The organism is Galactobacter caseinivorans (assembly GCF_003640665.1).
GTDB lineage: Bacteria > Actinomycetota > Actinomycetes > Actinomycetales > Micrococcaceae > Galactobacter > Galactobacter caseinivorans.
This window is the reverse complement of the sequence record NZ_QQXL01000002.1, coordinates 317,201-329,814: the sequence shown is the minus strand read 5'-3', so window position 1 is coordinate 329,814 and position 12,614 is coordinate 317,201. Positions and strand designations below refer to the sequence as shown.

Annotated in this window: 11 protein-coding genes; 6 read left to right on the top strand and 5 right to left on the bottom strand. The window is 67.2% G+C overall.

Annotation, left to right across the window (positions count from 1 at the left end; genetic code table 11):
• Nucleotides 1-2,505 carry a leucine--tRNA ligase gene (gene leuS / locus DWQ67_RS05145; RefSeq protein ID WP_267899644.1) on the top strand — a complete coding sequence of 835 codons (2,505 nt, stop codon included), beginning with the start codon at nt 1-3 and terminating at the stop codon, nt 2,503-2,505.
• A 4-nt stretch (nt 2,506-2,509) separates the two neighbouring features.
• On the top strand, nt 2,510-3,475 hold the full coding sequence (locus DWQ67_RS05140) for a DegV family protein (RefSeq protein ID WP_121484509.1): 966 nt from the start codon (nt 2,510-2,512) through the stop codon (nt 3,473-3,475).
• A 45-nt stretch (nt 3,476-3,520) separates the two neighbouring features.
• Here the strand turns inward: DWQ67_RS05140 and DWQ67_RS05135 are convergent, their stop codons facing one another.
• Entirely contained in the window at nt 3,521-4,321 is an 801-nt protein-coding gene (locus DWQ67_RS05135) for a hypothetical protein (protein WP_121484508.1), read from the bottom strand.
• A gap of 155 nt (nt 4,322-4,476) precedes the next feature.
• Here DWQ67_RS05135 and DWQ67_RS05130 point away from each other — a divergent pair, with 155 nt between their 5' ends.
• On the top strand, nt 4,477-5,349 hold the full coding sequence (locus DWQ67_RS05130) for a ComEA family DNA-binding protein (protein WP_121484507.1): 873 nt from the start codon (nt 4,477-4,479) through the stop codon (nt 5,347-5,349).
• Nucleotides 5,350-5,413: 64 nt separating this feature from the next.
• On the top strand, nt 5,414-7,804 hold the full coding sequence (locus tag DWQ67_RS05125) for a ComEC/Rec2 family competence protein (RefSeq protein WP_158595376.1): 2,391 nt from the start codon (nt 5,414-5,416) through the stop codon (nt 7,802-7,804).
• A gap of 58 nt (nt 7,805-7,862) precedes the next feature.
• Here the strand turns inward: DWQ67_RS05125 and DWQ67_RS05120 are convergent, their stop codons facing one another.
• Entirely contained in the window at nt 7,863-8,474 is a 612-nt protein-coding gene (locus tag DWQ67_RS05120; protein WP_158595375.1) for a TetR/AcrR family transcriptional regulator, read from the bottom strand.
• A 102-nt stretch (nt 8,475-8,576) separates the two neighbouring features.
• On the opposite strand from DWQ67_RS05120, the gene DWQ67_RS05115 reads away from it, so the two are divergent.
• The gene (locus DWQ67_RS05115) at nt 8,577-9,275 is read left to right on the top strand and encodes a CPBP family intramembrane glutamic endopeptidase (protein WP_121484504.1); all 699 of its coding nucleotides are present in this window, start codon (nt 8,577-8,579) and stop codon (nt 9,273-9,275) included.
• A gap of 239 nt (nt 9,276-9,514) precedes the next feature.
• Here DWQ67_RS05115 and DWQ67_RS05110 read toward each other — a convergent pair whose 3' ends face one another.
• A complete protein-coding gene (locus DWQ67_RS05110; RefSeq protein WP_121484503.1) occupies nt 9,515-10,246 on the bottom strand; it encodes an alpha/beta fold hydrolase in 732 nt (243 codons plus the stop codon).
• Nucleotides 10,247-10,405: 159 nt separating this feature from the next.
• On the opposite strand from DWQ67_RS05110, the gene holA reads away from it, so the two are divergent.
• Nucleotides 10,406-11,422 carry a DNA polymerase III subunit delta gene (gene holA, locus DWQ67_RS05105; RefSeq protein ID WP_121484502.1) on the top strand — a complete coding sequence of 339 codons (1,017 nt, stop codon included), beginning with the start codon at nt 10,406-10,408 and terminating at the stop codon, nt 11,420-11,422.
• A 135-nt stretch (nt 11,423-11,557) separates the two neighbouring features.
• Here holA and rpsT read toward each other — a convergent pair whose 3' ends face one another.
• Both rpsT and DWQ67_RS05095 read right to left on the bottom strand, forming a co-directional pair.
• Nucleotides 11,558-11,818, bottom strand: a complete 261-nt coding sequence (gene rpsT, locus DWQ67_RS05100; RefSeq protein WP_121484501.1) for a 30S ribosomal protein S20 — start codon at nt 11,816-11,818, stop codon at nt 11,558-11,560.
• Nucleotides 11,819-11,966: 148 nt separating this feature from the next.
• A complete protein-coding gene (locus tag DWQ67_RS05095) occupies nt 11,967-12,602 on the bottom strand; it encodes a type II toxin-antitoxin system PemK/MazF family toxin (RefSeq protein WP_121484500.1) in 636 nt (211 codons plus the stop codon).
• Between the last annotated feature and the right edge of the window lie 12 nt (nt 12,603-12,614).

Below are 12,614 nucleotides of genomic sequence, written 5' to 3'. Positions count from 1 at the left end.
GTGTCTGACGCGCAGAGCGCTCCCACTGACGAGGCGTCTGAGGACGTCTACGATTTCCATGCCATGGAGGCCCGTTGGGGCCAGACCTGGGTGGATCAGGGGGTGTTTGTCCCAGCGGACAATGGCCTCAAGGAGCGCCGCTACGTCCTGGACATGTTCCCGTACCCCTCCGGCGACCTGCACATGGGCCACGCGGAGGCCTATGCCATGGGTGATGTGGTGGCCCGTCACTGGCGCCATGCCGGCTATGACGTGATGCACCCGATCGGCTGGGATTCCTTTGGCCTGCCCGCGGAGAACGCGGCGATTCGGAACAACCAGCACCCGGCCGCGTGGACGTACAAGAACATTGAGACCCAGGCGCATTCCTTCCAGCGCTATGCCGTCTCCTCTGACTGGACGCGCCGCCTGCAGACCTCGGATCCGGAGTATTACCGCTGGACGCAGTGGCTGTTCCTGGAGCTGTTCAAGAATGGGCTGGCGTACCGCAAGAACTCTCCGGTGAACTGGTGCCCCAAGGATCAGACCGTGCTGGCTAACGAGCAGGTCATCAACGGTCGGTGCGAGCGCTGTGGCACCGAGGTCACCAAGAAGTCGCTGAACCAGTGGTACTTCAAGATCACCGACTTTGCCGACCGCCTGCTGGATGACATGGATGAGCTGGAGGGCCACTGGCCTGAGCGCGTCCTGGCCATGCAGCGCAACTGGATTGGTCGCAGCCGCGGCGCCCACGTGCGCTTTGGCATCGAGGCCACGCCCACCCAGCGCGCCCACGACGTGCCCGTGTTCACCACTCGCCCGGACACCCTGTACGGGGCCACCTTCATGGTGGTTGCCGTGGACGCGCCGCTGGCCGCGGAGCTGGTCACCGAAGAGGCCCGCGCGGACTTTGAGGCCTACCGGGAGTCCGTCAAGGCGCTCTCTGATATTGAGCGCCAGGCCACCGATCGCGAGAAGACCGGCGTGTACCTGGGCCGCACGGCCATCAACCCGCTCTCCGGCGAGACCATCCCCGTCTGGGCCTCTGACTACGTGCTGGCGGACTACGGCACGGGCGCCATCATGGCCGTCCCCGCCCACGATCAGCGCGACCTGGACTTTGCCCGCGCCATGGACCTGCCCGTCCGCGTGGTGTTGCAGACCGAGGATGAGGACCCGTCGGTCTCCGGCGTGGCCGTGGTGGGAGACGGCGTGCTGGTCAACTCCGGCCCGCTGAATGGGCTGAGCAAGGCTCAGGCCGTGCCGCAGGCCATTGGGGTCGTGGGGGACAAGGGCCTGGGTCAGGCCACCACCAACTATCGCCTGCGGGACTGGTTGGTCTCCCGCCAGCGCTTCTGGGGTGCCCCCATTCCCATCATTCACTGCGCCGATTGCGGCGAGGTGGCGGTTCCGGATGATCAGCTGCCCGTGCGCCTGCCGGATGACCTGAAGGGTGAGCAGTTGGCGCCCAAGGGGAAGTCGCCCCTGGCCGCGGCGTCGGAGTGGGTCAACGTGGCCTGCCCGCAGTGCTCCGGTCCCGCCACGCGGGATACGGACACCATGGACACCTTTGTGGACTCGTCCTGGTACTACCTGCGCTTTGCCTCCCCGCGCTCCACCGAGCACGCCTTTGAGCCTGAGGCCACCAAGAATTGGCTGCCCGTGGATCAGTACGTGGGCGGGGTGGAGCACGCGATTCTGCACCTGCTGTACTCGCGCTTCATCACGAAGGTCATGCACTCGCTAGGCCACCTGACCTTCAAGGAGCCCTTCAAGGAGCTGTTGAACCAGGGACAGGTGCTCAACCAGGGCAAGGCCATGTCCAAGTCGCTGGGCAACGGCGTGAATCTGGGCGAGCAGCTGGACAAGTTTGGGGTGGATGCCATCCGCCTGACCATGATCTTTGCCTCCCCTCCTGAGGATGACGTGGACTGGGCGGACGTGTCCCCGGGCGCCTCACAGAAGTTCCTGGCCCGGGCCTGGCGCCTGGCTGGGGACGTGACCTCCGCGCCCGGCGTGGACGTCACGACCGGTGACCGTGCCCTGCGCTCGGTGACTCACCGCACGCTGCACGACTCGCTGAACCTGCTGGATTCTGGCAAGTTCAACGTCGTGATCGCCAAGAGCATGGAGCTGGTGAACGCCACGCGCAAGAGCATTGATTCCTCCGTGGGTGGCGCGGATCCGGCCGTGCGTGAGGCCGCGGAGGCGGTGGCGTTGCTGCTGAGCCTGGTGGCGCCGTACACCGCGGAGGACATGTGGGCGCGCCTGGGACACGAGCCGTTTGTGGCCAACGTTCCCTGGCCTGCCGTGGATGAGACGCTGCTGGTGCAGGAGTCCGTCACGGCCGTGGTGCAGATCAAGGGCAAGGTGCGCGCCAAGTTGGAGGTGCCCGCTGACATCTCTGAGGAGGAGCTGCGGCGCATGGCGCTGGAGAACGAGCAGGTGAAGCGCAGCGTGGGGGATGCGGAGATCATCAAGGTGATTGTTCGCGCTCCCAAGCTGGTTTCTTTGGTCACTAAGTAGGGCCATGTCCCAGGGACAGGAGAGCGGGGGCCGTTGGGCCGAGTTGATTCATCGACTCGCCCGGGGCCCCCGCGGCCGTTCCCGGGGGCCCAAGATCCTCATCGTCACCGATACCGCCGCCGGGCTGCCCGAGCAGGTGGTGCAGGAGCACGCCCAACAGTTGCGGGTGCTGCCCATGCCCGTCACGGTGGATCAGCAGGTCTACATCGAGGGCGTGGATGACGTCCACACAGAGCTGGCCCTTGGGCTGGCTCTTGGCAAGCGGGTCACCACCTCCCGCCCGGCTCCGGGGCAGTTCCTGCGGGTGCTTGACCAGGCGGCGCAAGAGGGCTTTGACCACGTGGTGATCGTGACGATCGCCTCCGCGCTGTCCGGAACCGCGGACGCTGCCCGCTGGGCGGCTGAGCGATCAGCGGTGCCCACCACGGTCGTCGACTCGCTGAATGTGGGGCTAGGGGAGGGCTTCGCGGTGCTCTCCGCGCTGGAGCGTGCCTCGGCGCGGGCGCCGCTGTCTGAGGTGCTGAGCGCGGCACGGTCAGGTCAGGCGTCCAAGGTCTGGTTTAGCGTGCCGTCCCTGGAGCAACTGCGCCGGGGTGGGCGCATTGGCGCAGCCGCTTCCGTGTTGGGGACGCTGCTGAATGTGAAGCCGCTCCTGAGCGTGAACGAATCCGGGGCCATCGTGGCCGCGGAACGTACCAGGTCCATGGCCAAGGCCGTGGCGCGGATGATTGAGCTTGGCACGGCTGAGGCGGGGGAAGACCCGTCCATCGTGACCATCGGCGTGCATCACTTTGGCACCGGGGACCTGGCGCATAAGGTCGTGGACGCCATGGCGCCGCTGACCGTCCGGCCCGTGTTGGTCACGCCCGTGCCGGCCGTGCTGGCCGCGCACACCGGAGCCGGGGCCATTGCACTGGTGGTCCGCAAGGACCCCGAGGTGGTGCCGATTCGCGCCGGCGAGGGCAACTGAGCGGCGCCCAAGAGCCATGGCCGCCTCAGTCCGATCGTGCGCAGGTTAGCTCGTGGGCTCCGGATCAGCAGGAATGAGATCGTCCGGTCGCAGGCCTGGCTTCGTCAGCTCGAGGCTGGCGAGGTGCTTCTGCAGCTTCTTCGACATAGGCAAGAAGGTACCGAGGGTCAGGCCACCCGAAAGGAGAGCACCCACGACCGGGACGGCCTTGGCGACTCCAGTGGCGAACAATTTCTTCGTCATCGAAACGCCGAGGTACCCGGCAACCCTCTTGACGATCGGGTAAACCGCTCCCTTGGTCAGCGCTTGTTGCGGGAGCTTCTTCGCCACCTGCGCGGCGATAAGACTAGACACCTTCGTCACGCCAGTTTGAGCCAAGCTAACGCCGAGCATGACCCCAACGAAGAGAATCAGCATCCCCTGAGTCGCCTCGTCGATCTCGTCAGACTTGCCGTCGTCAACGAAGAGGTCAGGCCAACTGTAAATGTAGGCAAGCTTTTGGGCTATCCGAAGCATGTGACCCACGAATTGAGCCGCATCTGCCGGAACAGTTCCGACCATGGCCAAGCCGCCGGGGAAACCCGCTGCGGTCGAGAGGCCGGTGACCCTACTCGTTTCGTGCGTGATGGCAGAGTTTGCGATTGCGGTGATGGTTTTGAGCGGGATTCCGGCCGTGGCTGGAGTTTCTAAGACTGCCCGGTTGATTTCGTCCTCGGTGCAGTAACGCTTGAGCGCAGACCGAAGGAACTTTTCCCGATCGATCCGGACTCCGGGTAGCTGCGCCGCCCTGTCGAGCAGCTGAGCGAAGTTCTGTCCCGAGGCACGAGCGGGCTGTTTCTCATTCATGTCTGCACCCTAGCGCCTGCACCCGACACCTTGGCTCGCGACCAGGTGGGGCCAGGTCCCTCACAATCGCCGCTCCCGGCGGTTTCGTCGGCGAGTTATCCACCGACATCCTCTCTGCCCGGACGGGTTCACACCTTCAGTCGTAGCTTCGAGGGATGGGACGTCATGGTGGGGATCAGGACGCGCAACCGTCGGCGGAGGCCTGCGAGGCGCGCGACACTGCGCCCTGGGACGCGCTGGACCTGAGCCCGGCCGACCGGGATCCTGGGGCAGCCCGCGGCGGGATCGTCCGCCGTCATGCTTGGAAGGCGCTGCTGCTTGCCCTGCTCGCTGCAACCGGGGTGGTGCTGTGGCGGTTGAGTCCGTCCGAGGCCGCGAGCGGCACCTTGCTCCCGCGCGCCTCAGCCTCTTCCCAAGCGCAACTGTCCGGTTCGCCGCCAGCGTCAGGTGGGGAGAAAGCCGCGGAGCAGGGTGTGGCACCACCGGGTGCCGCCTCACCGGCGGTGAGCGGCGCGGCCCAGAGTCCACCGGGTTCGGCTGCGCCCGCCGCTGGCCCCAACGTGCACATTGTGGGAGCCGTCAAGAAGCCGGGGTTGTACCGGCTGACGGCCGGGGCCCGCATCAACGACGCCATCACCGCGGCAGGCGGCGCCAAGAAGGACGCGGATCTTGCCGCCGTAAATCTGGCCGCGCCCGTGCAAGACGGCCAGCAACTCCGCGTCCCCAAGCGCGGCGAGACATCTGGGGGCTCGCAGGGTTCCCCCGGCTCCACACCAGGCGGTGGCGCTTTGCCGCCAGCCGCGGGTGGTCCCGGGCCACAGGGGGCGACGCCCGGAATCGTGAGGATCAATGAGGCCACCGCGGAGCAATTACAGGAGCTCCCAGGGATTGGGCCGGCGCTCTCCGCGCGGCTCATCGCCTTTCGGGAGCAGAACGGACGCTTTACCTCCGCTGCGGATCTCGACGCTGTACCTGGCATTGGCCCCGCCATGCTCGCCAAGCTAGAGGGGCTGGTGAGTTATGACTGAGCGTGGGGCGCGTCCGGGCCGTGCGCCATCGCGGCTACGCGGGGTCATTCCCTTGGTGTGCACCGTGGCTGTTGGTGCGGCCTACGTGGTGTGGGGCTGGCCCGCGTGGGTCTCGCTGTTTGCCGCCGTGAGCTGTTGCCTCGTAGTCCTGCTCTGGCTGGCATGGTGGTGGCGCCGCCGGGTCCGGCTGTCTCGCGCTACCCGCCCCGACGGCGCCCCTGTGCGCTTCCAGGCGCTCGGTGGGGTGCAGGGACCGGTTCTCCTGAGTCTCACCCTGCTCGCTGTACTGCTCGCGGGAACCACTGCGGATGCCGCTGGTAGGGACCGCGCAGAAACGTTGCTCAAGCTGGACCGCAGTCGGATCAGCGTGGTGACAGTGGAGGACGCGCGCAGCAGTCGCTTCGGGACCTTGGTGGAGGCCAGGATTTTGAGCGGGCCCGGCCACGGTGTGCGGGCACTCCTCTCGCTGGGGGACCAGGATCGGGGCAAACCCGAACGCGGAACCATCCTCACGGCTTGGTTCGTCGCGACGCCCTTGAATGAACGGGAGCCCGCAGCCCTTCGTCTGCGCTCGGTCTCGCCTCCGCTCTCTGAGCCGCTGCCACCGCGGGATGCACCGAGCGCCCAGCGCATGGCATTGCGCGCCCTCTTTGAGCCGCAAGGAGTCTCAGAGGCCCCGCCGTGGCCGGAGTGGCTTGGCGGCGGGAGCGCCCTGGTGCCGGGCATGGTGGCGGGGGATAGGACTCTGCAGGATGAGACGCTGACCGCACACATGCGCGTCTCCGGGCTCTCCCATCTCACCGCCGTGAGTGGTGCCAACGTGGTGCTGCTGCTCTCTGGGGTCTTCGCCCTCTGCCGCAGGCTTCGAGTGCCCCGGTGGGCAAGGCTGCCAGTGGGTCTGGTCGCCCTGGGATTCTTTGTGGTGCTGGTGGGCCCGGAACCCAGCGTGCTCAGGGCCGCCACCATGGGCGCGCTCGCGGCCATAGCCGTGAGCATCGGACGGCCCCGCCTGTCACTGCTACTCCTGGCGGTGGCCGTCACAGTCCTGGTGGCCTGGGACCCGTGGCATCTGCAGCTGGCAGCCTTCCAACTCTCGGTCGTGGCCACGGCAGGGATCGTGCTGCTCTCGCCGCCCCTCACACGCGTGGGGCAGGCCCTCAAGCTGCCCACGTGGTGCGCCGAGGCACTGGGCGTCTGTGTGGCCGCCACGGTGGCCTGCACGCCGGTACTCGTGATGCTCAGCCCGGAGCAATCCACGCTGACGATCCCCGCCAATCTGCTGGCGGCTCCCTGCGCGGCGCTGGTAGGGACGCTCGGCCCGTGGTTACTGGCCATGGCGGGAGTGGGCCAGCCGTGGTGCTGGCCGCTGGCGGTGGCGTGCTTAATCCCGGCCCAGGCGGTGGCCAGCATCGGCGCATGGGTCAGCGAGCACGGCGCGTTGATGCAGTGGCCAGAGGGTGCCGCCGGACCCGCACTGGCCGCCGGGCTGTGTTGGGGCGGCCCCGTCATGGCCTGGGGCCTAGCACGGCGCTGGAAGCACTGGCGCGAACTGGCCGCCTCCTCCGAGTGGCTGTGGCGGTACCGGCGAGCCGCCCAACGCCGACGCACGCGATCTTGGGTGGCGTGGTCCGTGTCCGCGATCCTGTGCCTTCTCGGCGGCTGGTTGGTTCCCAGCTGGAGTGTGGGGCGAGCGGGGACAGCCCTTCAAGATGGGGATCTGCTGTTCTGCGACGTGGGCCAAGGCGATGCCACGGTGCTGATGGCCGGGGACGGGCAAGCCCTCCTGATCGACGCCGGTCCCAAGGACGGCGGAGTTCAGGACTGCCTCAGGGGCGCCGGGGTCACCAGCCTGTGCGCGGCACTCATCACCCACCTGGATGCGGACCACGTGGGAGGGCTCCGGGCAGCCCTTGCTGTCGCGCCCGCGCAGCACGTCGCCTACGGCACGGCCACGCGGGCCGCGCCCGTCCCTGGCGCCCAACAAGCCACCGCCCCCACCTCAACAAGGTGCGGGACGTGGACCGTGGAGGTGAAACTCGTGCCAAGGGCGCACGAGGAGAACGATGCCTCGCTGGTCATCCGGGCGACGTCGGCGCCCTCCGGCTCTCGCCTCGACGTGCTGATCGCCGGCGACTTGGAGGAGGATGCCGCCCGGGCCGCTTTGGCCCGCGTGCCCGGAGCCTTTGCGCCAGCCACCGCCGAAGACCCCGGCGCCTACCGCGTGCTCAAGGTCTCCCACCACGGGGCGGCCAATGGGGGTCCCGACGTACCCCGGGCCTTTGCCCCGGACCTGGCGCTCATCGGCGTGGGGGAGGACAACGACTATGGGCACCCCGCACCCAAAACCATCGACACCCTCGTGAGCCTTGGCACTGCCATCCAGCGCACCGACAAGGACGGTGACATCGTCGTACGCGCAACCCCGGAGGGAATGCGGGTGTGGAACCACCAATGAGCAGGGGGAATGAGCAGGGACGCGGCTTATCTACGCTCCGGCGGGCTGCCTTCCACGCTCAAACAGCGGCTCCCAGGTGGCCGTTGCTCCCGTCCCTCACCGCTTGGGCAAGCATGGCCAACAACTCTCCGCCATCTGGGGTGAATTGTCGGTCAACGAAGTCCACACTGAGCCAGTCGTTCTGCGCCCGAACGGCACCGGACACGGATGCCGTGATCTGCTTGAGCTCCCTGGAAGACTCGTCCAGCCCAAGCCGTAGTCCGAAGATCTGCGCGCACTGACGCTCCGCGTCGTCGCACACCATCAACCAGGAACTGCGTAACGCCGGTTCGTCGAACCCCAGTCGAATCATCCTCATGGCGAGCACGTCGTCGACGGAGTACACCACGGGTCCCGCGATGCCAGGCATTCCTAAGAATTCCTCGATTGTCGCAGTCAACGGCCACGCGGCGAGGACGGCCACGAATCGGCGGCCGAACTCCTCCAGCACCGGTTCGATGCAGGCCTCTTTGGATCGGAAGTAGCGCCAGAGCGTGCGGGTGGAGATCCCCGCCGCGGCCGCGATGTCTTCGCCTCGTGTGGCCGATACCCCATCTCGCCAGAAGAGTTCCGCAGCAAGACGAGACACCTGCAACCGGGCATCGGGCCGGCGGCGAAGATCGATGGGCACGCGCGCTTCTGTCACATGGTGACCCTACGCCCATCAGCATGCTAATCTCTGTCACAAAGTGCCAGTAGGCGCTTCGCGACTTTACAGGGGGCCCAAGTGTCAATGGTGGAATCCACACGAACGTCCGCAGCGACTCGCCCGGGGTGGCCGGAGGTCGCCGCAGCCGCGGTGACCTATGTGGGCTTGCTGCTCTTGCTCCCGCCGGCACTGGTCCACCTCACCACCGGGAATGAGGCACTCCGAGGCCATGTGTTTGCGGCCTTGTCGGGTGTTCTCGGTTTCGCGACCTTCGGCGCGGCTTTCGTGATCAGACGCCGCGGCTGGGGGGCGTTCGGTGTGCGCCGTGTTTCCTGGCGTTGGCTGCTCATCGGGCTTGGCCTGGGCCTCGCGGCGATCGTGCTGTCCCGCGTCGTCGTCCTGGTGGTTGTGGCACTGACCGGTGACGCGCTCGTGGACCCGCAGGGTTCCTACCAAGACGCCGCCAGCGCTGGTGGGGTGTCCCTGGCGGTGCAATTGATCCTTCTGGGACTTCTCACGGGGGCCGGGGAGGAATTCGCGTTCCGCGGCGTTCTCACCAACGCCCTCACCCGCTACGGCTCCGTTGTCGCGGTCCTCGTCAGCACCGCGATCTTCGCCTTGGCGCACGGCATCAACCTGGCCCTCATTCCCGCGATCATCGTCGGATCGATCGCCGCCGTACTCACGGTGCGCTCCCGCTCCATCTGGCCCGGGGTGGTGGTCCACGTCGTGAACAACTCCGTCGGTACCATCGTCTCGCTCCTTCTCACCGCCGCCCTCTGACCCTGCTCACCGCTGGTCAGGACGTCGCGTAGGCCCAGCCCACATCGGTGGACTATCTGATCACGTCCTACTTCCTCCTCCGCTGTTCCGGCGCCCTCGTCGTCGCGATGGCGGCGCACGGACTCTGGGGCTCCTCCGTCATCAGCACACAGATCAACCCCGCGCCTCCTGGAGGAAGAACGCCACCCCCCAAAAATCACCACTCGCGGGCGCACACCACTCGTGGCCGGTCACGACACCTAGAGCACGTCCGCGATGGCCGTCAACGTGCGGTCCGGGTCTTCGAGGTGCATGTCGTGGTGGATGCCGGGGAGCCGGCGAATGTCCCACCCCTTGCGCTGCAACCCAACGGCTAGGGCCTCTGGCAATACGGCAGGAGAGTCGTCGGAGAGAACGATGGTCGACGGCACCTCTGGCGCAGCGATGGCGACCGGGTGGAACGCAACTTCACGGAGCACCTTCGTGGCCATCTTCGCGTCGAATTGCTTCTGGCTGAGCTTCATCGCACTGCGGACGTCGTCGTCGAGGGCGTCGTGCACCATGGCACTCTTTCCCGCTTGCAGTCGCGCCATGACGCCCAGCGTGAGCGGTGGCACCGCCCAAAAGAGCTTCCCCTCAAGGCCCCTCGTCGGCAGCGCGAGGCCAAATCCGGGATCGAGGTAGATCGCGTGGGCGGGTCGCAAACGGGCCACGGCTCGTACCAGCACCGCGCCGCCGAGGGAGTGCCCCACCACGCTGTGCATCCCCTGGGGCAGTGCCTCCACGATGTCGTCGGCGAACGCCGCGAGCGAGTAAGAGGAGGCGCGGTCGCTGACGCCGTGCCCACGCAAGTCCAGGGTCGTCACCGTGTAGCGGCCCGTGGCCAACATTCGCTCCAGCAGTGGGTTCCAGGTCGACTCAGCTGCGCCGAGTCCGTGGATCAATCCCACGTGGAGGTCACCGGTGCCGGTCGTCGTTGAGTGCAATCGCATGCCGTCATTCTCGTCGCAAAGATCCGGATGCAGGAACTTAGGGCGCGCAACACCACCAGCCGCGCCCTGTGGGCAACCGGGCTCAGTGTCCGGGGTCCCCGATAGACTGAAGCGGCCCCGGGAAACACCTACGGGCACCGCAGCGTCAGGAGAGCATGCATGCCACCGCGCACCTCATCGAGGGCAGGGTCCAAGGCCGCCCGCGGCCTGTCCTTCCGCGAGGCCGAGCCGCGCCCGTTGGTGCTGCTCACCGGCGCTGACGACTACCAGGCGGCCCGCGCCTTCCAGCGCATTCGCGAGCTGGCGCGCGCTCAAGCAGAGGACGTAGAGGTCACCCGGTTCGACGCGGCCAACTACCAGCCCGGTGAGCTGCTGCTCGCGGCAAGCCCCTCGCTTTTTGGCGGCCCCATGCTCATCGAGTTCCACGGGCTGGAATCCATGAACGAGTTCACCCAGCGGGACCTGACGGGGTACGTGACCGCGCCGGATCCGGAGGTGGTCCTGGTGGCCCATCATGGGGGAGGCCAACGTGGCAAGGGGCTCCTGGACGCGCTCAAGAAGGCCTCACTCGTCATTGACTGCACCCCGCTGAAGAAGGACGCGGAGAAGGCGGACTTTGTTCAGCAGGAGTTCAAGGCCGCTCGCCGCCGCATTGAGTCCGGCGCCGTGGCGGACCTGGTCGCGGCGGTCGGCAACGACCTGGCAGAGCTCGGCTCGGCGTGTCGCCAGCTCATGGAGGACACGGAGGGGGCGGTCACTCAAGAGACCGTGCAGCAATACTTTGGCGGCCGCGTGGAGGCCACCGGCTTTGCCGTCGCAGACGCGGCGGTGGCCGGGCGCGGCGCCCAGGCCGTCTCCCTGCTGCGTCACGCCCTGGCCACGGGAGTGGACCCCGTCCCGCTCGTGGCCGCGCTGGGCATGAAGGTGCGCCAGGCCGCCCGTGTGGCCGGCGCCCGCGAATCAACGGGTGAGCTGGCCTCGCGCTGGAAGATGGCCCCGTGGCAGGTGCAGCAGGCGCAGGAGGCCGCCCGGCGCTTCCGCCCGGCGGACTTGGCGGAGTGTGTGCGACTGGTGGCCCAGACCGACGCGCTCATCAAGGGCGAGGGCCGGGACCCCGAGTACGCGATTGAACGCGCCGTCGTCTCCATCTCCCGCCTGGCCGCCGCCCGCCGGTAGAACGGCTGCCGCCGCGCCGGCGCGGAAACGCTCCAGCAGGCAAAAGACGCCCGACAACGCCGAAGGCCCCTCCTCAAAAGAGGAGGGGCCTTCGAAGCCAAGCGATCAACGATCCCGCGAGGGGACCGGCGCGTTTCAGAGCGCGTTGACCTTCTTGGAGATAGCCGACTTGCGGTTCGCAGCGTTGTTCTTGTGAATAACGCCCTTGCTCACGGCCTTATCCAGCTTGCGGCTGGCGTTCTGCAGGGCCGGAACAGCGATCTCCTTGTCGCCAGCATCAACGGCGCTGTGCACCTTGTTGATGGCGGTCTTGAGATCGGAACGCACGGAAGCGTTACGCTGGCGCGCCTTCTCGTTGGTGAGAATGCGCTTCTTCTGGGACTTAATGTTCGCCACGGGTTGTCCTTCTTGACGAATGGATGGATGGTCTGAGGGTTCCGAGCCGAACACGACTGAGTGGCGTGGGGATACCGGAGATGTTCGCCTCGAGTGCCCGCAGACCTGCGCGGACACACTAGTGAAGAGTGTAACAGGCCAGGCTGTCTCAGCCGTGTTGGCGCAACGCCGCGGCGACGCCATCAAAGCGAGCCTGGTCCAGCACGGCGCCCTCACGACGCACCGCCGCCTCATCCAAACGCAAGATGCGATCCAGTTTGGCCTCGCTCGGACGGCCCTGGCGATCCCAAGCCCCGGTGCCCACATCCACGTAATCCCTGTCATTCTGGCGGGTGTGATCCTTGGACGTGAGCATGAGCGCCAACAGGTGCACGCCGTCGCGCCCAATGATGAGCACGGGCCGGTCCTTGCCCTGGGAGTGATCCTCTTCATAGGGCACCCAGGCCCACACGATTTCCCCGGGATCCGGGCGGCCATCCGGCTGAGGGGAGTAGTGCATCTGCGGCACGCCGGAATAGTCGCCCGCATAGGCGGCGCCGCGCTGGGCGGCCTCCTGGGCATCCACCCTGCCATCGCCGGCACCGGAGCGGGCCCCGGCACCGGCGCGGCCGGATGAGCCGGGACGGCTGGAACCGGAGGGGCGCGGGGAACCGGAACCGTTCGACGTCGGGCGGCGGGCTGCGCCGTCAGCGCCGCCGGAACCCTGCCTTGAGTTCAAAAACGACTTCACGAGCGGGCCAAGGATCTGCTTGGCCACGGAGAACCAGCGGGAGGAAGATGCCATGCGCGCCAAACT